The organism is Paenibacillus sp. SER-28 (genome assembly GCF_052906305.1).
In genome coordinates this window covers 49782-74367 of sequence record NZ_JBRECM010000005.1, presented here as the reverse complement: position 1 = coordinate 74367, position 24586 = coordinate 49782, and the positions used below count along the sequence as shown (strand labels likewise).

The 24586-nt window shown below is 42.9% G+C and carries 18 protein-coding genes and 1 pseudogene; 15 read left to right on the top strand and 4 right to left on the bottom strand.

Translation table 11 applies throughout. From position 1 onward, the window contains the following. The first annotated feature begins 232 nt into the window (after positions 1–232). A complete protein-coding gene (locus tag ACUYLD_RS14490) occupies positions 233–1396 on the top strand; it encodes an S-layer homology domain-containing protein (RefSeq protein ID WP_446675358.1) in 1164 nt (387 codons plus the stop codon). A gap of 71 nt (positions 1397–1467) precedes the next feature. Here the strand turns inward: ACUYLD_RS14490 and ACUYLD_RS14485 are convergent, their stop codons facing one another. Further along, positions 1468–2886 (bottom strand): VanW family protein, encoded by a 1419-nt coding sequence (locus ACUYLD_RS14485; protein WP_446675357.1) that lies wholly within the window; start codon positions 2884–2886, stop codon positions 1468–1470. A 223-nt stretch (positions 2887–3109) separates the two neighbouring features. Here ACUYLD_RS14485 and ftsE point away from each other — a divergent pair, with 223 nt between their 5' ends. From ftsE to ACUYLD_RS14430, 11 genes are all read left to right on the top strand, one after another. Beyond that, positions 3110–3796, top strand: a complete 687-nt coding sequence (ftsE, locus tag ACUYLD_RS14480) for a cell division ATP-binding protein FtsE (RefSeq protein WP_023990620.1) — start codon at positions 3110–3112, stop codon at positions 3794–3796. After that, positions 3786–4703, top strand: a complete 918-nt coding sequence (gene ftsX, locus ACUYLD_RS14475) for a permease-like cell division protein FtsX (RefSeq protein WP_013312238.1) — start codon at positions 3786–3788, stop codon at positions 4701–4703. Before ftsE ends, ftsX begins: the two co-directional genes overlap by 11 nt. Positions 4704–4789: 86 nt before the next feature. Then, a complete protein-coding gene (locus tag ACUYLD_RS14470; protein WP_023990619.1) occupies positions 4790–6073 on the top strand; it encodes a M23 family metallopeptidase in 1284 nt (427 codons plus the stop codon). Between the two features lie 206 nt (positions 6074–6279). Further along, on the top strand, positions 6280–7746 hold the full coding sequence (locus ACUYLD_RS14465; RefSeq protein WP_061829953.1) for a S41 family peptidase: 1467 nt from the start codon (positions 6280–6282) through the stop codon (positions 7744–7746). Between the two features lie 164 nt (positions 7747–7910). Next, entirely contained in the window at positions 7911–9227 is a 1317-nt protein-coding gene (locus tag ACUYLD_RS14460; RefSeq protein WP_254350476.1) for a PDZ domain-containing protein, read from the top strand. Positions 9228–9404: 177 nt separating this feature from the next. Further along, positions 9405–9962, top strand: a complete 558-nt coding sequence (locus tag ACUYLD_RS14455; protein ID WP_023990616.1) for a class I SAM-dependent methyltransferase — start codon at positions 9405–9407, stop codon at positions 9960–9962. Positions 9963–10234: 272 nt separating this feature from the next. Beyond that, positions 10235–10618, top strand: coding sequence for a hypothetical protein (locus tag ACUYLD_RS14450; protein ID WP_023990615.1), 384 nt, complete (start codon positions 10235–10237; stop codon positions 10616–10618). A gap of 302 nt (positions 10619–10920) precedes the next feature. Continuing rightward, positions 10921–14985 carry a glycosyl hydrolase gene (locus tag ACUYLD_RS14445; protein WP_446675356.1) on the top strand — a complete coding sequence of 1355 codons (4065 nt, stop codon included), beginning with the start codon at positions 10921–10923 and terminating at the stop codon, positions 14983–14985. A 256-nt stretch (positions 14986–15241) separates the two neighbouring features. Then, positions 15242–16540, top strand: coding sequence for a helix-turn-helix domain-containing protein (locus ACUYLD_RS14440; protein WP_446675355.1), 1299 nt, complete (start codon positions 15242–15244; stop codon positions 16538–16540). A gap of 128 nt (positions 16541–16668) precedes the next feature. Continuing rightward, positions 16669–16995: a hypothetical protein gene (locus tag ACUYLD_RS14435; protein WP_061829958.1), complete on the top strand. Its 327-nt coding sequence runs from the start codon at positions 16669–16671 to the stop codon at positions 16993–16995. A gap of 69 nt (positions 16996–17064) precedes the next feature. After that, positions 17065–17427 carry a hypothetical protein gene (locus ACUYLD_RS14430; RefSeq protein ID WP_061829959.1) on the top strand — a complete coding sequence of 121 codons (363 nt, stop codon included), beginning with the start codon at positions 17065–17067 and terminating at the stop codon, positions 17425–17427. Between the two features lie 56 nt (positions 17428–17483). On the opposite strand, the gene ACUYLD_RS14425 is transcribed toward ACUYLD_RS14430, so the two are convergent. Further along, on the bottom strand, positions 17484–18623 hold the full coding sequence (locus ACUYLD_RS14425; protein ID WP_322158781.1) for a DUF4179 domain-containing protein: 1140 nt from the start codon (positions 18621–18623) through the stop codon (positions 17484–17486). After that, positions 18595–19170, bottom strand: a complete 576-nt coding sequence (locus ACUYLD_RS14420; protein WP_061829961.1) for an RNA polymerase sigma factor — start codon at positions 19168–19170, stop codon at positions 18595–18597. Before ACUYLD_RS14420 ends, ACUYLD_RS14425 begins: the two co-directional genes overlap by 29 nt. A gap of 296 nt (positions 19171–19466) precedes the next feature. Here ACUYLD_RS14420 and ACUYLD_RS14415 point away from each other — a divergent pair. Together ACUYLD_RS14415 and ACUYLD_RS14410 are read left to right on the top strand one after the other, a co-directional pair. Next, a pseudogene (locus tag ACUYLD_RS14415) lies at positions 19467–20863 on the top strand (helix-turn-helix domain-containing protein). 42 nt (positions 20864–20905) lie between these two features. Beyond that, a complete protein-coding gene (locus ACUYLD_RS14410) occupies positions 20906–22303 on the top strand; it encodes a helix-turn-helix domain-containing protein (RefSeq protein ID WP_061829963.1) in 1398 nt (465 codons plus the stop codon). Positions 22304–22387: 84 nt separating this feature from the next. Here ACUYLD_RS14410 and ACUYLD_RS14405 read toward each other — a convergent pair whose 3' ends face one another. Beyond that, positions 22388–22777, bottom strand: a complete 390-nt coding sequence (locus ACUYLD_RS14405) for a helix-turn-helix domain-containing protein (protein ID WP_023990609.1) — start codon at positions 22775–22777, stop codon at positions 22388–22390. Between the two features lie 255 nt (positions 22778–23032). On the opposite strand from ACUYLD_RS14405, the gene ACUYLD_RS14400 reads away from it, so the two are divergent. Continuing rightward, a complete protein-coding gene (locus ACUYLD_RS14400) occupies positions 23033–24442 on the top strand; it encodes a DNA-binding protein (protein WP_061829973.1) in 1410 nt (469 codons plus the stop codon). Positions 24443–24586: the final 144 nt, after the last annotated feature.

The window sequence follows — 24586 nt, the reverse complement described above, 5'->3', positions numbered from 1 at the left end:
ATTGCGGTGTTCCAGCATATGACCGAGTATTCATTCAGTATACCTTAGCCTGTCTAAATATACATATCCAAGTGAATAACTAGGTATTAAGTCCCGTTTCTTATTTATCCTACATTAGGTGGGGGTATGGTTATATGGGACGATTTTTTTAATTTGGGGGTTATTTGGGTTTGATTTCTGGTAAAGTGTTTAAAAAAGAATGATGAATCCAATCAGAGGAGGAATTTATAGCATGGGAAAAAAGTTAAGAAACACAGTTACAGGTGTATTGAGTACAGGTCTTATTCTTAGCGCATTCAGCGCAGCGGCAGCTGCTCCCCAAACTACAAGTGGACATTGGGCAGGAGATCAGGTGCAACGCTGGTCAGCCACAGGACAATTGGACGGGGCGGTAAAACCAGATGCGGCGATCACACGTGCCGAATTTATTGTTCTTCTGAATCGCAGCTTGGGAACGTTCACACAGGAAACTCCAGCAGTGACAGACGTAACATATGCGGGTGGTGTGAAAGTAAACGGTAATGGAAGCAGAACGTTCACAGATGTTCCAGCTTCGCACTGGGCATACAACGAGCTGACAAGTGCCGTGAATGCAGGCTACATAAGCGGCTATGCAGATAACAAGCTCAAACCAAATGGTAAGGTAACACGTCAAGAGGCTGCGGCAATCGTAGGAAAAGCTATTGGACTGACTGCGGGTAACGCAGCAGATGTTACTAAATTCATTGACTCCGACAAAATTGGGTCTTGGGCGAAGAAAAGTGTAGCGGCAGCTGCGGAGCAAAAAATCATCAACGGTTATCCGGATGGTAAATTCCAGCCACTGAAGTCGCTGACTCGTGCAGAGGCGATTGCTATTCTGGACGCTGCTTCCGGTTACAACCTGAGCTCTGTCGATAATCTGACGACGACTCCTGGTGGAACGGTGACGGACTCCACATACAGCAACGTGACAGATTCCACTTATGGTAACACGTCAACTACTTCTGGCAGCGAAACAGGAGATAGCAGCACAAGTACCAGCACAGATAGCACGACTACGAACAACTCTACAACAATAGATACCAACACAGATACAGACACAACTACGGATACGACTACAGATAGCACTACAGACACAGCTACTGACGCAGTTGCAACTACGGAAGCTCTGAAAGTCAACAATGTGTATGATGGAGAAGGTACAATTACGGGGACAGCTAAAGCAGGTTCCACAGTAACCGCCTATTCCAACGAACTGCCTATCGGTAGTGCAGTAGCCAAAAATGATGGCACATTTAGTATCAGTGTGCTTGCTCAAAAAGCAACGGTTAGGCTGGTAATCAAAGCTGAAGATGCAGACGGTAACGAAAGTGAGCCTGTAGAAATTTCTGTTTTGGGTAAACGCAGCGAGTAATTTATAGCTAAAATCCCCCTTTCACTCTGTCTGGAACAAGTCCAGCCGACAGTGGAAGGGGGATTTTTCGTTTATTCGCTTATACCGTCCTCGACAATAGATTTCTCGGGTTCAGGTGTTTGTGGCTCAGACGATGTGCCACCGCCATAACTAGCTATAATGCGTTGCTGCGCTCGATACGTATCGCGGCTGATTCGGGTGCGATCTACAGTTTTTCCGTCTACCTTTTTTACCCGGAATGTTTCTACCACATACCCTTCTTTGCCTTGCCGAAGTACTTGATAGAAGCCGGGGGAAAGTGAGTCATTACGGAGTCTCTTCTCCGGTATGGGAAGTACGCGAACTGTATGGGATTCCAGTTCATACGAAACATTGGACGGAAACGTACCAAAAAATTTAACAGTAAGCGTTCGGTTTTGGACAGCGGCACGAAGCAGTAAATGCTTGCCTGTATTGTTTCTAAAACGAAAATTAATGGACCCTGTAGCAAAAGTCGCATCCTGACCTTTGGGCAGGTAGCTAACCGGCAAGGAATGGTTGCGGCGCTCAACAATGTCCAAACCGACTCGTAGCGCTGCATTATACACCGTGCTGGATACCTGACAAATCCCGCCGCCTATGCCGGACTCCAACTGACCGTTGACGATCACTGGAGCTTCACGAAAGCCATGAGTGCGCTCAGCCTTGGCAATCAATTGACCGTAGTCGAATATGTCGCCTGGCTTAAGAATTAGACCATCAACGGTGCTTGCCGCTGAATTAACGTTATACACGCGTCCTTCCGAGCTACTGCCGAGACTGGTGGAGAATTGGACGATTTTGCGCTCAATCCCTTCGTTCCGTAGACTGTCCACCGAAATTTTCGGTTCCAGCTGACGGAAAGGTAATTCCACTCGTACGGGCTCTTCCGAAGCGGTAAAATCCTTGGGCAGCGCCTTATCTAGTGCAGCGTCCAATCTGGGCCAATCTAGGCGTCGGGCAGAGCGCCCTGGAATATAACGAACCTGATCATTCCCGTCAATCTGACGCACAGCATTGATAGGCATGCCGTATCGTTGCTCCTCCCAATAGGCTCCGAATCGGGCCCTTAATATCTCCTCCTGTCGGAAAGATGTGATAGACCATTCTTTTTCGAAGCTAAAACGTGTCTGCACACGAGTCCATAGATGCTCCGAGCTGAGTGCCTTCACGGCATTCCGAAATGCCTCCGCTTTATAATGAATTCCTGCTTCCCCAAGTGTAAGTTTTATATCCTGTGCACTGCTGTCACTGTCCGTCAGAAGCAGTCGACGTTGCTTCAATGCATCCAATTTTTTATCCACCAGCCGAAGAGCGGCTGTGTGATCCATGCTTCCTACGTTCATTCCTCCGACCCTCACTCCCTCCGGCAGCGTTTGTCTGTCGGCGTACAGATGAAGTCCTCCCCACAACATGGTCAGCGCCAGAACACCAGACCATATCCAAATGACAGATAAATGAATTTTTTTCATAATGCAGATGTCTCCTGTCTGATAAGCTTGATAGCGATTCGTGTGCCATAATATTCATATATATGTGCTAAAAGCAGAAAACTTTCGGTACTATTTAGGTAACAAATTTGTTACAATGATAAACGGTATGATGAAATAGAGAAGTTTTTAAAGGAAATGCATGGAATATGTCGAATGGATATTAGGTTATGCGTAATATGATTAAGCAACGGGAAGTGATCGAGTGATTGAAATGCAGGATGTGTGGAAGACCTATACTAACGGAACCCACGCACTTCAAGGAGTATCGGTCAGAATTGACCGTAATGAATTTGTATACGTAGTCGGCCCGTCTGGAGCGGGGAAATCGACTTTTATGAAGCTTATTTATAGAGAAGAAGTACCTACCAAGGGGCAAATTTCAGTCAATGGTTTTAATATCGGGAAGCTCAAGCAGCGTAAAATTCCCTACGTTCGTCGTAACATCGGAGTCATTTTTCAGGATTTCCGGCTTTTGCCGCGTTTGACGGCTTATGAGAATGTGGCTTTTGCTATGGAAGTTATTGAAGCTCCTAAGAAGCTGATTCGCAAACGGGTACCAGAAGTGCTTGAACTGGTTGGCTTGAAAACAAAAATGAATCGTGAGCCTGCCCAGCTTTCCGGTGGGGAGCAACAGCGTGTAGCAATTGCACGGGCGATCGTGAACAATCCTTCCGTGATCATTGCCGATGAACCTACGGGAAATCTGGACCCCGAAACATCGTGGGAGATCATGCAGTTGCTGGACGAAATTAATTTTCGGGGCACGACTATTGTAATGGCGACCCACAATAAGGACATCGTGAACTCCATGCGTAAACGTGTCATTGCCATTGAAAATGGCAACATCGTAAGGGATCAGGTAAGAGGGGAGTACGGATATGACTTTTAACACCTTCTTACGTCATGTGCGGGAAGGTTTCAAAAACATATTCCGCAATGGCTGGATGTCCGTGGCATCCGTCACCTCGATTATTGTGTCATTACTTATATTGGGCGTATTTATCATGCTGGTGCTCAACGTCAATTCCCTGGCTGATCAGGCAGATAGTCAGGTGGAGGTTAACGTATTTCTGGAGCTAAATGTAGAGCAGAACATGCGTGAAACGCTGCAAAAGGAAATTGCGGCGATGCCGGAAATCAGCAAAACGACCTTTGTGACTAAAGCTCAGGGTTTGGAGGAGCTGCGCAAAGATTTGGGAGACAGCGGCAAGGAGCTGCTGGAGGGTTTTGACAAGGACAGCAATCCACTCCCGGACAAAATTGTGGTAGAGGTTATTGAACCAACAACGGTTCCATTTGTGGCCGAAAAGATTGAGAAGCTGAATACGTTGCATCCAGAGAAGCCGATTTTAAAGGTTCGTTATGGAAAAGGCACCGTAGAGACACTCTTTACAATTACGAAGCTCATTCGTAATGTAGGCTTTATATTCGTCGCCGGACTGGCGATCATGTCCATGTTCCTCATCTCGAATACGATTCGCGTGACCATATTGGCACGACGCAGAGAGATTGGCATTATGAAGCTGGTCGGTGCAACCAACTTTTTTATACGCTGGCCGTTTTTTATCGAAGGCGCGCTTATTGGTCTCATTGGTTCCCTTATTACTGTAGGTATTTTATTTACTGGCTATCAGCGTTTGCTGACTGCCGTTCAGGGCGATATAGCTCTGAATATGTTGAAGCTAATGCCACTTGAAGGCATTTGGATTCAGTTGAGTGCATTGCTGATTATTTTGGGGATGCTGGTCGGAATTGTTGGCAGTACCCTGTCCATGCGCAAGTTCTTAAAAGTATAAAGAAGCGTTGGCTGGACGTCGTGTTCGATATCAATTAGAACGGGGAAGCCCGGTGTTATTTTGCGATAAAGGATGGGGAGTGCAAGTTGAAAAAAACAGGATCTGTGTTGGCCGCTACCTTGGTAGCCGCATTGCTAATCCAGCCTTCTGACGGATATGCCAAAAGCATGAGTGAAATCAATTCGCAGCTGAACCAATTGGAAAAGCAGGCCCAATCTGCCAAGCAACAACAGGAAAAGGCTGCTCAAGATAAACAGTATGCCCAACATTACAAAAATAAAACCGTGCAAAACCTGAAAATTGTGCTTGCTCAGATTAACAGCGTCAGTGATCAGCTGACTCGTGTTGCGGTTCAGATTGATCAAACGGAAGATAATCTGCGTGCGACTAAAAAAGATTTAGCCGAGGCCATTGATCGTATCCAGTCACGGGAAAAAATGCTGGAAACCCGTGTGCGCTTGATGTATACGGATGGAACCGTCTCATATATGGACGTGCTTATGTCTTCGTCCAGTTTTAGTGACTTTCTCAGCCGGGTAGATTCCCTGAAAACGATCGTGGAACAGGATCAAATCCTGTTGGACGAGCATAAAAAGGACAAGGCATTGGTCGTAAGCAAGAAGAAACAGCTGGACACGGAATATAAAAATGCCAAGAAGCTGTATGCGCTCAAGCAGGACGCTAAGGCAGAACTGAATTCGAAAGAGAAAGAGAAGCAAAGACTGATTTCCAATTATGATCATGATATTGCTGAGTCAGATGAAATCAGCGAAGAGCAAAATGACATGCTGGTAGCACTCGCTAACAAACGTGTGGGTCTGGTGCAGGAGAAGAACAAGCTTAGAGCGGAGCAGGCTGCCAAAGCAGCACGTGCTAGAGCGGCTGCACGTGCGGCTGAAGCCAAACGATATGCATCTTCATCCTCAGGTGCCGCCTCGAATTCCAGCCATGCGGCAGCCAGCACGTATACAGGCGGAACGGGTACATTGGCTTCGCCTGTATCCCATTACCGACTTTCATCTACTTTTGGCATGCGGGTACATCCGATTACTGGCAAGCTTAAAGGCCACACAGGTGTTGATATGGCGGCTCCGCAGGGAACCGATATTCATGCAGCCGAAGATGGTGTTGTCATTGTTGCCGAATGGTGGAGTGGCTATGGAAACACAGTTGTGATTGACCATGGAGACGGACTATGGACCCTATACGGACACATTCGCAATGGCGGTACGGTGGTTCATACCGGGCAGACTGTGAAACGTGGTCAAAAAATTGCAGAAGTTGGTTCGACGGGCAATTCCACAGGACCTCACTGTCATTTTGAGGTGCGCGAAAATAACAAACCTGTAAATCCGATGAACTATTTATAGTAGATAAGGTAAGCCCTATTTATAGCCATTACGGTTGTAGATAGGGCTTTGCTGTAATGGTTAATATCCGATGAAGAACATGTGCATTGAGACACAGAGTAGGATACAATTAACATATTCCGTACAAGCTAGACGTATACTTCGTGGATGGACATGCGTTGTAAGGCAATAGGATACAAGATAATGAGAAGGCGGTGGACGATTAGATGTTGAAAAAAAGTACAGCGATACTCTTGATGGTGATCGGGCTGCTTGGCGGCAGTCTGCTCACTTTTGCCTATACTGGAACGACTACAGTAGGGAACAGCGCTCTGGGCGAAGGACTGCTGGCGAGTGTGACAGGTAGCAGTTCTACCTCCAGAAGTGATATCCGCAAAATTGAGACGGCGATGGACTTGATTCAGGGACAATATTATCAGGATGTGGATCGTACCAAGCTGGTGGATGGCGCCATCAATGGTATGATGGAGTCGCTCGGTGACCCGTATTCCTCTTATATGGGTAAAGAAACCGCACAACAATTCGAGCAATCCATAGAAGGTTCTTTTACCGGGATCGGAGCTGAAGTAGCAGCGGAAAACGGGAAAGTAGTTGTAGTCACGCCAATTAAAGGCTCCCCGGCAGAGAAGGCAGGATTACGCTCTAAGGATATTATTTTGTCTGTTAATGGTGAAACACTGGACGGATTGGATCTAAACAAGGCTGTTTCCAAAATCCGTGGACCTAAAGGCAGTCAGGCGAAAGTCAAAATTCAGCGCAGTGGCTCTCCTGATCCGCTCGAATACACGATTACCCGTGACAACATTGATATGGAAACTGTAACGGCTCATATGGAAAGCGACGGTGTAGGCGTCATCACGATCACCCAGTTCTCCTTGAATACAGCAGAACGTTTCAAGGAAGAGTTAGCGAAGCTCGAAAAACAAGGGCTTAAAGGGCTCGTCATTGACGTGCGTAATAATCCGGGCGGCGTGCTTTCCGTAGTCATTGATATTGCACAGCAATTTGTACCTTCTGGCAAAACGATTGTACAAGTGGAAGACAAGAATCAGAAGCGTGAAGAAGAAAAATCCAAAGGTTCACGCAAAAATTATCCTGTGACTTTGCTAATGAATAAAGGTAGCGCAAGTGCATCCGAAATTCTGGCAGGTGCTCTCCAGCAATCAGCGGGTGCCGTGTTGATCGGGGAAAATTCCTTTGGTAAAGGTACTGTACAAACCAGCTATGACAAGCAAATGGGTGACGGTAGCCTGCTCAAAATCACGATTGCCAAATGGTTAACGCCAAATGGAACGTGGATTCATAAAAAAGGGATTAAGCCGAATATTGCGGTGGAACAGCCTGAATACTTCACAGCAGCACCGCTGAACAAGGAAAAGTCCCTGAAATACAATATGAATAGCAGTGATGTGAAAAATGCACAAATCATTCTACAAGGCTTGGGTTACAACCCAGGTCGCGAGGATGGCTATTTTGACAAAGTAACTGAAAGCTCTGTTATTGCTTTTCAAAAACAAGCGAAGCTGACGGCTAGCGGCATCATTGATGCGAAGACAGCAGCAGCGATGGAAGCCAAGCTGATTGAGAAAATTCGTGATCCGAAAAATGATAATCAACTCAAGCAGGGGATTGAAGAGATTCGGAAGGAAATGAAGACAAGCGTAGCGAAATAATAGTGAGGCTACAACAAGGGGGCTGGAAACAGCCTCCTTTTATATTGGGATTTATTTGCAGTCTGTCGGTTTGTCTTCCCTACGTTGGCAATTTCATATAGAATAAATGGATATGAAATGTACGTGATCCGCTATACAGCGGGCCAGGGGCATAAGGAGTGTGAATGGACTTGGAATGGGCATTACAATGGGGATGGAGCGTCTTAAATGCTTGCTTGTACCTGCTTTTGCAGCCGTTTTATTATATCTCAATACTCATTGTAGCACTTGGTTATCGTCGGCAAATGCTGCTGGAGCGCAAGCTATTTCATACCAAAATGCATAGCTGGGCTTCAGAGACCTGGCGTGTCGTATGGAGTGGTTTGCTTGCTGGAATGGCGCTATCCGCTCTGGGAATGTTCGTCAGCGTGCATCTGAACTCGGCTTCCATCGTGTGCCTGTGGGTAGCGACATTACTGCTCATGCTGGTACGCGTCCGTTACCTGTGTCTCGCTTATTCGGTAGGTCTGCTAGGTGTGGTTCAATTTTTCCTAAACGTGGCCAGTGGCTGGCAACCTGGAGGAGCGCTCGGAACATCAGTAGTAGCTATCCGCGGGTTGGATATTCCAGCACTGTTGGTGTTGGTCGCCGTGCTGCATGTGGCTGAGGCGCTGTTGGTTCGCTGGCAAGGGGGGAAGGCGGCCACTCCGCTGTTTGTCGAGGGCAAACGGGGAAGATTGGTTGGCGGCTATCGTATGGAAGACCTCTGGCCCATTCCGTTGTTGTTGCTGGTACCGACTCAGGGAGGATTTACGCTTCCCTGGACACCTTTGTTCGGCGGCGATGCCGGAACCGGGTATATGCTGGCAGCCTTGCCAGTCCTGATGGGCTTCAGCAGCGTGACGCTAGGCCAGCTACCACGACAGAAGGCGGTACTTACTTCGAACCGTTTGCTCCTGTACAGTGTGGCTTTACTTCTGCTGAGCTTGCTGGCTGCATGGTGGAGTCCGCTGATATTGTTAGCAGCGTTATTCTCCTTTCTGGCTCATGAGGCGCTGATCTGGTATGGTAATATAGAGGAAAGTCGCCTTAGCCCGATGTTTGTGCATCCGGAGCAAGGGATGCGTGTTCTCGCTGTGCTGCCAGACAGTCCGGCGACAGCCATGGGCATACTGCCGGGCGAGGCCATTTACCGCGTGAATGGGATTGTTGTGAATACCCGTGCCGAGTTACACCAGGCCTTGCGGATCAACTCTGCTTTTTGTAAGCTGGAGGTACGCAATCTGCAGGGCGAGAGCAAGTTTGTGCAGCGAGGCATGTACGATGGCGATCATCACCAGCTAGGGGTTGTGCTTGCACCTGATGCAGACGCGAGCTGGGCCGTATCCATACAGCCAGCCTCCATCTACCGGATTGTTGCCATGCATATAGGCGCACGCCAACGTAAAGCTGGACAGGCATCGCAGGCAGAGAAGGCACATTTGGATACCATGGACAAATAGATGTTACAACAAGAGGGTAGTCATTATTTGATTAGAGTCGAATAAGGCTACGCTCTTTTTATATGCCGACAGTAGCCTGCTTGAAATCAATATTCTGATCGGTATACAATGAATATGTAATAAGAAGCGTTGATGAACTGAATGCCTATCATGTGTGTCAAGCAGGGAGAGGAAAAGATGAACGCGATCCACTTTATTCGAGAGTACATCAGGCATCCACGCAGCGTAGGCGCTGTTATACCCAGCTCAAGACAGTTGGCCAAACAAATTGCCACACCGATTTACTTTGACAAAGCATCATGCATTATTGAATATGGTGCAGGAACCGGTGTGTTTACGCAAGAGCTTATTTTGAACAAGCGTCCAGAAACGCTACTTTTAGTGATTGAAGCTAATGAATCGTTTTACAAAACGCTACAAAGCAAGTACGGACACTTGGAGAGGGTACACATTATTCATGGATCGGCTGAGCATGTAGCGCAGTATATACGACAGTATGAGGTCCCAAAAGTGGATTATGTCGTGTCAGGGCTCCCTTTCACCAGCTTGCCCGCTGCATTATCCAGCCTCATTTTGGGACAAACGGCGGAGGTTTTGGGCCAGGAAGGCAAATTTATTACGTTCCAGTACAGCAAGGTCAAACACAATTTTTTTCGCACTTTTTTTGCTGACATTCAGATTAAAAAGGTAAACTGCAATGTCCCGCCCGCTTATGTGTTCACTTGCAGCCTGTAACTTTGCAGCTATGTAGAGGATTAGAATAAATACGATTGTGAATATACGGATGATTATGAGAAGACTTGGTCAGTGTCATTAGATGCTGAAACGGTCTTTTTTTGTTGTGCATTTTTATGGATATATAAGAAGGGGATATGTTAAAAAGCAAAATTCATTAAAGGAATCATATTTTAAAATGGGGCTTAACCTATATATTACATAAGATGGAACCCGCTAGATTTTTGTAAGATTCATGATAAATCTGAACTTTTGTTAAAGGAGATTTATATATGGTAAAACCGTTGATATTCATGCGTTGGTGTGAGTACTATGAGTTAAGTGACCGTGAGACGGATTTTGTATCTTTTTTTATGATGAATTTCTCGGCTGCCCGTTCAGGCAATCAACCGAAGCTTAGGGAGCAGTTTGTTGAAATTCAGAAAAAAACCTTTCCTGAATACCCGTTTGATATTACCCCGGAAGAACTGGATTACTCCAAATTCGAAGGCTTGATGAAGCAAGTGTTGAAAATTCATTTTGACACGGCCGAGCTGCTATACTCCTTTTATCTCCAAAAACTGTGCGCACCTTTGGCAGAATACATTTTATCCACCGGAGAATCAGAGCCTGCACGCATCTATTATAAGCTTATTCAAAAGGATAAAGTGCGCTAGGGAAGACGAGTGTGGATGAGCAAGAGCTATTGGGATACCTCAAGCTATATGGTTATTTAAGAAATTAATACTAGCTAATTAAAACAATAGTTAAAAATGTCAATATACCTTTGTGTTAAGGTAATATTATAAATCCAGTTTCAAAGAAAGAGGGTGTTGTTTTCGGCTGGAACATTTCAAGCACGGATATGACGCTGCAACGGAACGATAAGCTCGTTTGGGGACAGGGAAGGGGCCTTAAAGCCTCAAGGAGGGGCATTCGTATGGGTGCCGCTCTTTTTAAATTGAAGGGAGGAAGCGGCATGAAGGCGAAAAATAGTAGTAGTATTTGGTCCAAACGTTCCAAATGGCTGCCTGTCGTCATGGCATGCACGATTATAGTAGGGGGTGCTCTACCGACTCCAACTGTAGTTCACGGTCAAACGGCAAAGACTGTTACCATTAAAGTCGATACATCCAAGGATCGTAAGCCTATTAGCCCTTATATTTACGGTACGAATCAGGAGTTGTCAGGCGATGAGAATCTGACTGCCAGACGACTTGGTGGCAATCGAATGACCGGATATAACTGGGAAAACAATATGTCCAATGCAGGAAGCGACTGGATGCAGTCCAGTGATAGCTATTTATGCGACAACGCCGGATTGACAAAAGCCGAATGTGAAAAGCCAGGTGCGGTGGCAACCTCGTTTCACGATCAATCGCTGAAGCAGGGCACATATTCTTTAGTCACACTGCCGATGGCCGGTTATGTGGCCAAGGATGGAAACGGAAGTGTGCAGGAAAGCGAAAAGGCTCCTTCCGATCGGTGGAATGAGGTCGTAAACGCTAAAAATGCGCCGTTTCAATTGCAGCCTGATCTGAAAGACAATCAGGTTTACGCGGATGAATTCGTCAACTTTTTAGTGAAAAAGTATGGCTCTGCTTCAACAAAAACAGGTGTGAAAGGATACTCGCTCGACAATGAACCCGCTCTCTGGTCGCATACGCATCCGCGCATTCATGGTGAAAAGGTCGGAGCGAAAGAGTTGGTAGAGCGGTCGGTAAGTTTATCCAAAGCCGTTAAGGCGGTTGACGCGAGTGCGGAAATTTTTGGGCCCGTTCTTTACGGTTTTGGCGCCTATAAAGATCTTCAAACTGCACCTGATTGGAACTCTGTAAAAGGCAACTACAGCTGGTTCGTGGACTATTACCTCGATCAAATGCGCCTCAGTTCGCAAGCTGAAGGCAAGAGATTGCTGGATGTTTTCGATGTGCACTGGTATCCTGAAGCGATGGGTGGAGGCATACGAATTACGAATGAGGTAGGCAATGACGAAACGAAGAAAGCCAGAATGCAGGCGCCTCGTACCTTGTGGGACCCGACCTACAAGGAAGATAGTTGGATCGCTCAATGGAACAGTGAATTCTTGCCTTTACTGCCTCGATTAAAGCAGTCGGTGGATCAGTATTACCCGGGAACCAAGCTGGCCTTGACTGAGTATAGCTATGGCGGCGAAAATGATATTTCCGGCGGTATCGCTATGACCGATGTGCTGGGCATCTTGGGCAAAAACGATGTTTATATGGCAAACTACTGGAAGTTAAAGGATGGTGCCAACAACTACGTTAGTGCCGCTTACAAGCTTTACCGCAATTATGACGGAAAAAGCTCTACTTTCGGTGATATCAGTGTTAATGCGCAAACGTCGGATATTGTTAATAGCTCGGTGCATGCTTCCGTAACGGATGCATCCTACAAAGAACTGCACCTCGTTGTCATGAATAAAAGCATGGACAGTGCATTCGACGCCCAATTTGATCTTTCCGGTGAGACGACTTACGGTTCCGGTAAAGTATGGGGCTTCGACAAAAATAGCTCACAAATTAAAGAAGCAGCGCCAATTACGCAAATTTCAGGCAACCGCTTTACCTATACAGTACCGCCTTTGACGGCTTATCACATCGTCTTGACTGCTGGCAATGATACGTCTGTGCCACCTGTGGAAGGTCCTGAAAGTTTTGCGCTGAGGGCTGAGGCTGGCGATGGGAAAGTAGATTTATCCTGGGACGCTTCCAGCGGAGTTGTAAGTTACAGTGTACAGCGGGCAACGTATGAAAACGGTCCTTTTGCTGCTGTAGCATCCAACTTGGTCGAAACGTCTTATACGGATACGAACGTAACGAACGGCACTTCTTATTATTATAAAATAACCGCACAAACAAAGGCGGGAACGAGCGAATCCAATGTTTTGAAAGCGGTTCCGCGAACGCCTGTAGACGGACCGGATCGCTATGAAGCCGAAGATGGCACGCTGAAGGGAACCATTGTGGAATCCAGCGGAACCGGCTTCTCCGGTACTGGTTATGTAACTAATTTCCACAATGCAGGGGATTCCCTGACGATGACGATCCAGGCAGAGGCGGCAGGCTTGTACAATCTTACAATCGGCTACCGTTCGCCTCATGATGACAAACGCACCAACTTCTCTTTAAACGGCAAAGCGTTTGGCGAGCTGATACTTTCGAAATCGGCTGATTTTAAAGAAACTTCCGGAGGCAAGCTTCTGTTGAATGCAGGGGCGAACACGATCGGTTTTGAAACAGGCTGGGGCTGGTATGATATCGACTACGTCAAGCTGGAGCCAGCTGCTGACCGTCCACCACATGCGGTAACCAAAACGCTCACCAATCCGAATGCGACGGTAGAAGCAAGGGCATTGATGAACTATCTGGTTGATCAATACGGGAAGAATATGCTTTCCGGTCAAGAGGAAATAACCGAAATTGATTGGCTTCAAGCGAATGTAGGTAAAAAACCGGCTATTGCGGCGCTTGACCTGATCGACTATTCGCCAAGTAGAGCGGAACACGGTCTTAGTTCCACTGAGACGGAAAAGGCGATTGAATGGGATAAGCAAGGGGGCATTGTTACCTTTGCATGGCACTGGAACGCGCCGAAAGGTCTAATCGATACGCAGGGAAAAGAATGGTGGAGAGGCTTCTATGCCGATTCGACTACATTCGATATAGAATATGCGATGAATCATCCAGAGTCCGAAGATTATAAATTGCTTATTCGCGACATCGATGTGATTGCAGGGCAATTGAAGAAGTTGCAGGATGCGAAAGTTCCTGTCCTGTTCCGTCCTTTGCACGAAGCGGAAGGCAAATGGTTCTGGTGGGGCGCTAAAGGTCCTGAGCCTGTTAAGAAATTATATATTTTGATGCACGATCGTTTGACTAATGTGCACAAATTGAACAATCTGATCTGGGTCTGGAACTCTGTTGCTCCCGACTGGTATCCAGGGGATGAGTATGTGGATATTTTGAGCTTCGACTCTTATCCGCAAGCAGGCGACTACAACCCGCAAATTGCAAAATACGAAGACCTTGTTACGTTGGGTAAGGACAAAAAGTTAGTTGCCATGAGCGAAAACGGACCTATCCCGGACCCTGATCTGATGAAGGCGTATCAAGCCCATTGGAGCTGGTTCGCTACATGGTATGGGGATTTCTTGAGAGACGGCAAACAAAACAGTCTTGAGCATCTGAAAAAAGTGTATAATCACCCGAACGTCATTACGCTTGACAAGCTCCCGACTAACTTAAAAACGTATGGTATTACCGAGCAGCCATCAGTACCGGGTAGCTTCACGCTGCACGCAGCGGGCGAAACGGCGAAAGTAAAGCTGAGCTGGACAGCATCGGCGAATGCGGCAAGCTATGAAGTGAAGCGTTCGACGACTGAAAACGGCGCTTTCGCCACAGTAGCGAGTGATGTATACGGAAGCAGCTACACCGACATAGCCGTAACGGCAGACACGATGTACTATTACCAAGTCGTAGCGAAGAACGATGCAGGTCAAACGGTTTCGAACACGGCTAGCGCAGCGCCGAAAGCGGATACTCAGCAGCCGACAACGGGATTGGTGCTCCAGTATCGCACAGCGGATACAAATGTGAACGACAATCACTTGAACCCGCATTTCCAAATTGTAAACAAAGGTACAGCCTCTGTACCGATCAACGAGTTGAAAATTCGCTACTACTACACGATCGACGGCGAGCGCGCGCAGACATTCAACTGCGACTATGCGACGCTGAGCTGCTCGAAACTGAATGGTAAGCTGGTTAAAATGGATAAAGCTGTAGGAGGCGCTGATTATTATTTGGAAGTCAGCTTCAACTCGGATGCAGGCGTGTTAGCACCTGGAGGAAGCACGGGCGGAATTCAAACCCGTATTCATAAGACAGACTGGTCGAACTATAACGAAAGTGACGATTACTCGTACAAAGGCACGCAGACTTCATTCGCCGATCATACGAAAGCTACGTTGTATCATAATGGCGTACTTGTTTGGGGAACCGAACCGGCAGCTAATTAAGACAGGCGTCTGATATAAGGCAACATGTGAATCAACCGATTATTTGCGCCGCTGGGGAGATTCAAAATTATATAAATACCATCGTTGAAATGAGCAGGGGATTTAGTATCCCACCTGCTCATTTTTTTGTACAAAAACACTCCAAGAGATATGTTCGATTATTATATTCAGGTTTAAGAAATCACGAACTAAAATTACCTTATAATGTTAGAAGAGACGAAAAATATAATTCTTCAAGCTAAAGAGGGGGATTATCATGGAACATACACCTACGATCCGCTCGAAGATAGAGACAGAACTAAAGCAAAGGGGATATACATTTAGCAGTTTCAGTAAAATATCTGGAATTAACCGTGGTACATTTAGCACCATGTTGAACAGTAACCCACCTAAGCCAATCTCTGTTCGGCAGATGGACCTGATTACCAAGGCATTGGAATATCCCGAAGACTGGCTGTATGAGTTATACATAGATGAATGCTTTTACGAAGGAAAAGGGCACTGGAAACGGATTAAGCCTTTTTTATTGCGTTGTGTAGAGTTAGGGAGAAAAGACTGTATTCAAAAGGTATTGTGGAGACTGACCGAGGACTTGTCCTATGTGTCGACGATATTTGAGCTTGCAGAAGAACTATACGAAGCAGGCAAGGAAAAAGAATCTGTCCCCTTTTACGAGTGTGTAATCGAAAATGAAAAATATCGTTATTCCGAGCGGCTGGCTATAAGCCAATACAAAAGGTTTAAAGCATGTACAATGCCTGACTTGGAAAAGAGCCTTGAGTTAGTATTGGAATTTATACCTTATCGCAATTTTCTTCCTGAGCGTTATCAGTTGGAGGCGATTCATAAAATCACAAATATATATTTTTACTTACACAAATGGGATGAGGTAGAAAAGTACGGTCATGAATTAAAAAAACTGGCTTATGTAATTTATATGAATCAGCAAATAACGAAGGAAAAAAGAAGAGCAATTACATGGTTGCGTGCAGAAAGGCACTTGGTATTTTACTATGGCTATGGGTTCCTTTCTGTCTCAACAGCTTTACAAAAGAAAGGATGTATTAAGGAGGCAAGGGCAGAGCTTGAAGGCTATGCAGATTTAAGCTGGTTTAAAGGACTTGATTCAGAAGGTGAAGCCGATGTGGAGCAATTCCGTGTGTGGGCTAAGGCCAACTCTTATACTCTAGATTTACTCTTAGGCAAGAGAGATATACTTCCGGCGTATATAACTTTCCTCGAAAATCACCCTGAAGAAATAAGTTCTGGACTTATAACCATACTAGAAGCTGCTAATATGTATAATTTTGATATAGACTCTATTATTGACAAATACTCTGAGCGAATAAAGAAATTACAGGAGTCAGAAGATGTTAAACAAATGACCTATTATTATTGTTACATGTATCAGCTTGCCATTTACCATTACAGACGTGGAAGAATACTAAAAGGACAAAAGGATACTCTTAATTATCTTTCATTATCCAAGCAAAGAAATTGGTTTAAGCCTCCAATTTCGATTGAGTTTCTTCAAGATCGTATGCAATTAGATTAGACCAATCTTAAGGGATTGGTCTTTTATTGATTATTTTGTAAAAAAAGAAATGATATGTTTATTTTATTGCTAGTTGTAACACATCAAGAATTATAATGGGATTAAATTAGAAGAAAGGAGATGGGAAAATGAAGAAAATAGTTTCAGCTTTAGCAATCTGTGTACTTGCTTTATCGCTTAGTAGTTCGGTGTTTGCTTCGGGAAGTACTTTAACGTTTGACAATTATCAGGCAAAGAATGCATTAGGCACTACATCAATTCAAGATTTATACAAAATAACCAAAGGAGGGTATCTTCGACTTGGAGACTACTCCTTGGTCATTGTCAGCAACAATGGAGTTTTAGTGAACGAAAGTAAATCTATAATTAAAGGTATGAACTATGGAACGGCTGACGTGAAAGTATTTAATAGTTCAGGTATTTTTATCAAGACAATTCAAGTAAATGTTATGTGAATTAAACCTAGCATAATAATTATAGATTTTACTGAGTAAGGGAAAATAATTAAAGAGGAGAAATGACAAATGAAAAAAGCAATCTTAGCACTATCAATTTCTGCGTTAGCTTTATCTTTAGGGGGAATAGCATCCGCTTCACCAGTAAGTTCAACAATATCTGTTGGAGCTCCAGCAAAAGTAACCGTAACCTTTAGTCCTGCCAACGGAGAAAAGCCACCTATTACAAAGCAGGATAGTCCCGTACTTCGTTTAGGCATAGGTAGCACGTATAAAATGGATGGTTCTAACTGGATGATTTTGTATGGAAGTGATGTTGTCGAACTTCATGGAAATAAAGCTAAGATGATTGGCTATGGTTCAGCTCAGGTTGAAGCCTTTAAATCTAATGGAGACAAACTTGGAGTTTATACTTTTAAGGTTGAAAGATAGTATTTATATGCAGTGAAGGAGGTGAAGTACGCTTCACTTCCTTCACTTACTTATTTTTACGGATTAATTGGGTAAGTAATCTCCAGATCAGGGAAATACTCTATTTTCGGATTTCCATCTTTCCCTAGTTCAAATTTGCTCTTATCATCCTTGTTTAAGATATTTTTGTAGACCTTTATAGTAATTGCTTTGGGGGGAGAGATGAAAGGTTCAAATCTTGAATCATTTATCAGAACGTTTCCATCCGTAGCACTCCAACCATTGTTGCTAATAAAATTCAGTTGCTTTCCTTTATCATCGTAAAGTTCATAACTCAAAAAAGGAAGTGACGAAATTTTCGAATTAGTAGGTAGCTTTATGCGAGTAGTGATGCTGGTTGTAATAGGCGTGAACTCAACTTTTTCTAGAGTATAGTCAATGTTTTGGTACTTTCGTTTAAGAGATGGCGTAAAAGTCAGGTTATTTTTTGTGTTTTTTTCCACTGGAATTTCTATTTTGAAGGGCTGCTTGATACCAGAGACAGGCATGGAAATTGTTAAATCAAACTTATCTGGGAAAGATTTACCTCCTTGGTTGCGTAAATCTGAAAACTGTATAATTGTTGAGTTTTTATTTTTTCCAGGTATCATATATGGGTCAATAGAGTTAGTAGTGTTTGCAGGCGCATAAGAAGAGTTGATTTCTTTTCCATTAATAAAAAATATTAAGTCATCAAGTAATAAGGGTAATTCAGTGTTTAAAAATCTTTTGTCAGTGGTTTGTCGTTCTAAGGCAATGGATACACGTGTTCCATCAAACATGACCTCTGGTACGCTGAGAGTCAGGCCATCGTGAGTATCACTAAGATTGGGCTTTGATACTAGCCCTTTTTCGTCTGCTGTTTGTAAACCAAGATCACCAGCAAGCTGGAATATAGAATCAATACCTGGAATTTGTTTTAAGGATGCAGCCATTGTTGGTGAAATAAATCCAGTACTAACGACAAGTGCAAACGCTACTACAAGTGCAGCGGAGGTTCCGAAAAAAGTATTGCGAACCCTTTTTGAACGAGAGTTAGAGCGCTCATAGCGTCTTGTTTTCATATTACTATAGCGTTCCATAGTTCTATCTATTAAATCCACTTGGAATGGGGTATTCCGAATAAGCTTTTGTAAGTGCTCAATTTCTTTATCTTCCGGGTTTAAATGAGTGCTCAATTTGTTTTCCTCCCTTTTCATTGTAGTTGATTAGCTTTTTACGGAGTCGCTCATATCTTTTTCGGATCGTGGATGATTTCAGCCCCATAATTGTAGCAATCTCTTCGTAGTTGTAATCCTCAAGCGAACGTAATAATAAAATTTGACGATCTTTTAATGATAGCTGATCCAGTAACTCGTGAATTAAATTTGTATATTCGTGTATCGGCTGTTGCTTTAGATTCAGTTTGTACTGAATGAAGGACTTGAATGTTCTAGCGTTTCTTTTTAATAGGTCAGTACAATGATTTTGAGCGATTTTGTAAAGCCAAGCTGAAAAAGAGACGGTAGGTACAAAATGATGTATATGTTCTAGCCCTCTAATGAATATTTCTTGAGCAGCATCTTCCGCTTCTTCCCGATTTTTAAGTAAATAGTAGCAGTATAAAAAAATCTGTTGTTGATAACGCCGTATGATATGTGTGTATGCTTGTTTGTCGCCTGCTTGGACCTGCTCTATGACAAGATTGATATCTGCGTTTTGATTATTTGTATTTAGCTTTTCCATTAACGTCCCTCCCTTCTGCCTATATAACTGAAAAAGATATGCATTTGTGACATTCAACTAAAAAAACTTGAAGTTTGCTTTTAATGCTTCTCCAGATGTACCTCATTTAACTTTTCAATTATCACGGGATTCATTAAAAAAAGACTTCCTTCTAAGGCATCATAAAATAAAATGACTTTATAGACCATATATTTCACTATTTTAATTATTTTGTAATGTAATGAAGTTCTTATGGTCGAGATCACATGTTAAGTATGACTTACGATATATCTGTAACTATATTGAGGGGGATTGAAATGGAACATACACCTACGATCCGCTCGACGATAGAGACCGAACTCAAGCAGAGAGGCTATACATTTAGCAGCTTTAGCAAAATATCCGGTATTAACCGTGGTACATTCAGTACCATGCTGAACAGTAACCCACCCAAGCCGATCTCCGTTCGGCAGATGGACTTGATTACTAAGGCATTAGGGTATCCCGAAGGCTGGTTGTATGAGTTGTACATAGATGAATGCTTTTACGAGGGGAAAGGGCACTGGAAACGGATTAAGCCTTTTTTAATGCGTTGTGTGGAGTTAGGAAGAAAGGACTATATTCGAAGGGTATTGTCGAGGCTAACCGAGGACTTGTCCTATGTATCGACGGTATTTGAGTTTGCAGAAGAACTGCACGAAGCAGGTAAGGAAAAGGAAGCGATCCCCTTTTACGAGTGTGTGGTAGAGAACGAAAGATATTACCACTCGGAGCGCTTGGCTATTAGTCAATACAGGTTGTTTTGTTACTCGCTTACTGAAGATTTAGAAAGCAGCTTGAAGGCTGCTATTAAATTCGATCCATTTCGCAAAAGCTTGCCAGAGAATCATCAGTTGGATGGAGTATTGAAGTTAACTAATGTTTATTTCAACACAAGTAATTGGGAGAATGCGATAAAGTATGCGAAAGAACTTCGGACACTGGCTATAAGTGTCTATCATCAGCAAGTTTATAGTTGTTCGAAAAATAGGAAACCGGATAACTTCAATAGTGAGAAGCCCCTTGTCGTATACTATGGTCTAGGGTATTTATTGCACGGGAACGCGTTGGAGAATCAAGGAATGTATAAAGAGGCTTTAAAATTCATTCCCTATTATGAAGATTTGTCATGGTTTGAGGGATTGGAGAAAATGGTCTACAAGGGGTGAAAATGCTCCAATTATGGGCAAAGGCTAATCTTCTTAATTTAAAAGTTTTAATTGGAGATGTCAGCAGCTTAGCAGCTTATGTCGAGCTTATACAGCAAAATCCCCAAGAAATTTCTCATGGTCTGATTACCATTATAGAGTCGGCAAACAAGTATAATTTCTCTTTAGAAAATGTCCTAGATGTTTTCTCTGACGAAATTGCTGATTATGAGAAATTCGTCTCAACACCATCACACTATCAAATAAGTACTCTTTTATGGAATTATTCCCGCTTGTATCTGGAACTTGCGCGTTACTATTTCAACATAGGCAGATATTCAGAAGCTATTGACAATATAATAAAAAGCCTTAGGGTATCCACTCAGTTAAATACGAAGAGTACTTTTATTAAAGGAGTAACCTTGTTATTCGAAAAACTAACAGGCCATATTACACATAAACAACTTGCAGAATATGGAAAAGTGCTTGAAGAAGTACGTTCTGGTATGAAGCAATTGGTTCCCTGAACTAATATTTAATGGTTATCTGACCACACAAGGGGGATGTACATGGAACATACACCTACGATCCGCTCGAAGATAGAGACGGAACTAAAGCAGAGAGGCTATACATTTAGCAGCTTTAGTAAAATATCTGGTATTAACCGTGGTACATTCAGCACCATGCTGAACAGTAACCCACCCAAGCCCATCTCCGTTCGGCAGATGGACTTGATTACTAAGGCATTAGGGTATCCCGAAGGCTGGTTGTATGAGTTATACATAGATGAATGCTTTCACGAGGGGAAAGGGCACTGGAAACGGATCAAACCTTTTTTATTGCGTTGTGTGGAGTTGGGGAGGAAGGAGTGTATTCAAAAGGTATTGTCGAGACTAACGGAGGACTTATCCTATGTGTCGACGGTATTTGAGTTTGCAGAAGAGTTACATTTTGAAGGCAGAGAAAAGGAAGCGATCCCTTTTTACGAGTGTGTGATAGAAAACGAAAGATATTACCACTCGGAGCGGCTGGCTGTCAGCCAATATAGGCTATTTTCTTGCTCTTTAAACAAAGATCTGGAGAATAATCGTCAACAAGCTATAAAATTTGCTCCATATCGCAGAAACTTGCCTGAAAATCATCAACTGGATGCTTTATTAAAGCTGGCAAATGTGTACTACCAAGTTGATGATTGTGAGACAACTATACAATATGCTAAAGAACTTGAGGAGATCACAAAAAATATTTTTGAACAGCAGATTCTAACCAGGCTGAAAAAACATGAAATCAAGCCTCTAAATACAGAAAGAAATCTAATCGTCTATTATGGTCAAGCCTATTTAATACAGGGAGTTGCCCTTGAAAAGCAAGGGCTGTATGAAGAAGCAATGAAATTTATACCTTACTATGAAAAATTGACTTCTTTTAAAGGGCTAGATGAAGTGGGAGTTTTAGAGGCACAGAAATTTGAAATGTGGGCAGAGGCAAACCGTTTGAATTTAGAAATTCTAATGGGAGATATGACTAATTTACCCGCTTATGTGGAACTTATTAGGAATAATCCTCAGGAAATATTACTTGGACTACTAACCATAATAGAGTCGGCCAATACCTACAATTACACAGTAGACGATATTTTGATCCTTTTTGCTGAGAATATTAATGAATCTAGGAACTTACGCACAAATATTTCTTATTATATGACGAACTATGACCTAGTGACCTATTCTCGCTTTTTTCTTGAGCTTAGTCGCTATTATTTTAATAAGGGGAACTATTCTGAGGCGATCGATAGTATGTTGAACAGTCTCAAAGCAACCTCACAGTTGAATGATAAGGCTTTCTATATCAGGTCTATCACGTTATTGTTTGAGAAATACAAAGACCATTCGACACATGAACAACGGGCAGAATATGAAAAAGTACTTAAAGCTGTCGAATATAACATTAAGCAAATGACGCCTTAAAACTCAAAAAGGCTATGTACTTTTCTACTATAGGTAGAGAGACATAGCCTTTTTTACATTAGAGAGTATTGCGCACCGCTAATTCTAAGAATTTAATTTATCATTAGCATCCGAATCACCTGATTTACTCACTAAAAGCTCACCCTCTGAAGAGGTGAACAGTTCTTTTAAGATCCGATAAGCTTTATTCTGTTCCGCTTCACTCTGCTGGGAAAGAATATGAATACATCCCCATATCCAGGGCTGGCTTTTGAGTTCTTCATATGAATTAAAGTTAAAAAATGCAAATACGTTTGTGTTCAGCGCCTCTGCTATTTTCTCTAATGTTTTGATCTGCACATTGACTTCACCGCGTTCCAACTTCCCTATGTAGGAGCCTGTTGAATCGGATGCTTCTGCCAGTTGTTCTTGTGTAATATCACGCAATTTTCGAAATTGGCGAATTTTCGTTCCTATAAGTTTCGTCGTTTCCATAGACCTCCACACTCCTATAGTATGAGTGTAGACAAAGCCAGATCAGGCGTGGAGGTAATTGAATTGCCTAAATTGTTATATATTTAGTTTTTATGAGAACTATTTAATAAACATCAAATTCCATAATATAATAAAACAGTGTAGAAAAGGGGTTGACCGTCATCCAATTTATTCATATAATTTCTAGTATATTGTAATTGATTGTCGAGGAGGGTGATTTTTTAAAATCATCTGAATACGCCGGGGGTGTTTTTATTGGAAAATGCAACCACGATCCGTTCGGAAATTGAGAAAGAACTAAAACTTGGTGGCTACACTTTTAATAGTTTTGGACAAGCTACGGGTCTTAATCGGGGCATATTTAGTGCTATGCTTAATGGGAATCCGCCTAAACCTATCTCCGTAAGACAAATGGACTTGATTACTAAAGCGTTTAATTATCCAGAGGGCTGGTTGTATGACCTGTATGTGGATGAATGTTTTTATGATGGAAGACCACATTGGAAAAGGGTCAAGCCGTTCCTGATACGTTGTGTTGAAGTAGGAAATCTGCGATGCGTGGAGAAAGTGCTTTCACGCTTAATGGAAGATCTTAACCACATTCCAACAATATTTGCTTTGGCAGAGGAGCTTTATGAAGAAGGGAAGTTACAAGAGGCAATTCCTTTCTATGAATGTGTGATTGAAAATGAAAAATACCAACATTCCGAGAGGTTGGCTATCAGTCACTATAGAATTTTTTCAATATCTGTTAGTGAAAATATGAAGATAAATTTGGAAGCCGCCCTAAGATTTGTACCCTTTAGAAATCGGGTACCCTTAGATTATCATTTAGATGGTCTGCTTAAACTGTCAAATCTTTATTACAACTTGCATCATTGGAAAGAAGCAGAGCGTTATGCAGATGAATTAAGAGCGCTTGCAACTATTGTAAGTAAAAGTAGAGAAACTAATAAAAAGAATTCTACATTGAAAACTGAGAGACATTTAGTTGTCTACTATGGTCAAGGTTACTTGACGAAGGGAAATGCGTTGGAAAAGCAAGGGAAATACGAAGAGGCCATGCAGTTTATTTCTGGCTATGCCGATTTGAGTTGGTTTGAAGATTTAGGGGAAATTGGTCAGCAAGAAGTGCAAAGGTTCACACTTTGGGCAAATGCTAATCAACTTAACTTGAATATTCTTATGGGCGATACAAGTAGTTTGCCAATGTATATTCAATTTCTTAAAAGTAACCCTCCTGAAATTTTATTGGGGTTATTAACGATAGTAGAGTCGGCTAACAAGTATGATTTTTTGATAGAACATATTCTACAGCAGTTTTCTAACGAACTTACGTCCTTTAATACTGAATTATCTGTTGGTACGAGTTATTATAAGCAGTCATTTAGTTATGACACTTATGCTGATTTGTGTTACCAACTGGCCATATATATGTTTAATAACCTTCTCCATGAGAAAGGTGTTTATTATATTTTAAAAAGCTTAAGAAAATATCTTGAAATCAATAACAAAGAAAAGTGTATGGTCTGTACAGCTTTGTTCGAAAGATTCAGACTTGAGGCCACGAAAGACCAAAAAGCAGAATATGAAAGTATCATGGAGGAGGTTTTAACCAATGCAAGTAAAAAACCTGAAATACATGCTAATTATAGGGCTTTTTAGTTTCCTTGAATTGACCCATACTATTACTGTTTTTGGACATGGAACTGGAGCTTAATAGTTATCAAAAAGCCAGCCTTACTGAGGCTGGCTTTTTTGATTCATCCCGTTAAAGGAATGAACTGGGTTTTATTATATTTTTAACCT

Excerpts from the sequence above, each read along its gene's own strand:
- ACUYLD_RS14490 (WP_446675358.1), top strand. The coding sequence starts at position 233 with ATGGGAAAAAAGTTAAGAAACACAGTTACAGGTGTATTGAGTACAGGT.
- ACUYLD_RS14485 (WP_446675357.1), bottom strand. The coding sequence starts at position 2,886 with ATGAAAAAAATTCATTTATCTGTCATTTGGATATGGTCTGGTGTTCTG.
- ftsX (WP_013312238.1), top strand. The coding sequence starts at position 3,786 with ATGACTTTTAACACCTTCTTACGTCATGTGCGGGAAGGTTTCAAAAAC.
- ACUYLD_RS14465 (WP_061829953.1), top strand. The coding sequence starts at position 6,280 with ATGTTGAAAAAAAGTACAGCGATACTCTTGATGGTGATCGGGCTGCTT.
- ACUYLD_RS14460 (WP_254350476.1), top strand. The coding sequence starts at position 7,911 with ATGGACTTGGAATGGGCATTACAATGGGGATGGAGCGTCTTAAATGCT.
- ACUYLD_RS14455 (WP_023990616.1), top strand. The coding sequence starts at position 9,405 with ATGAACGCGATCCACTTTATTCGAGAGTACATCAGGCATCCACGCAGC.
- ACUYLD_RS14450 (WP_023990615.1), top strand. The coding sequence starts at position 10,235 with ATGGTAAAACCGTTGATATTCATGCGTTGGTGTGAGTACTATGAGTTA.
- ACUYLD_RS14445 (WP_446675356.1), top strand. The coding sequence starts at position 10,921 with ATGAAGGCGAAAAATAGTAGTAGTATTTGGTCCAAACGTTCCAAATGG.
- ACUYLD_RS14440 (WP_446675355.1), top strand. The coding sequence starts at position 15,242 with ATGGAACATACACCTACGATCCGCTCGAAGATAGAGACAGAACTAAAG.
- ACUYLD_RS14435 (WP_061829958.1), top strand. The coding sequence starts at position 16,669 with ATGAAGAAAATAGTTTCAGCTTTAGCAATCTGTGTACTTGCTTTATCG.
- ACUYLD_RS14430 (WP_061829959.1), top strand. The coding sequence starts at position 17,065 with ATGAAAAAAGCAATCTTAGCACTATCAATTTCTGCGTTAGCTTTATCT.
- ACUYLD_RS14420 (WP_061829961.1), bottom strand. The coding sequence starts at position 19,170 with ATGGAAAAGCTAAATACAAATAATCAAAACGCAGATATCAATCTTGTC.
- ACUYLD_RS14410 (WP_061829963.1), top strand. The coding sequence starts at position 20,906 with ATGGAACATACACCTACGATCCGCTCGAAGATAGAGACGGAACTAAAG.
- ACUYLD_RS14405 (WP_023990609.1), bottom strand. The coding sequence starts at position 22,777 with ATGGAAACGACGAAACTTATAGGAACGAAAATTCGCCAATTTCGAAAA.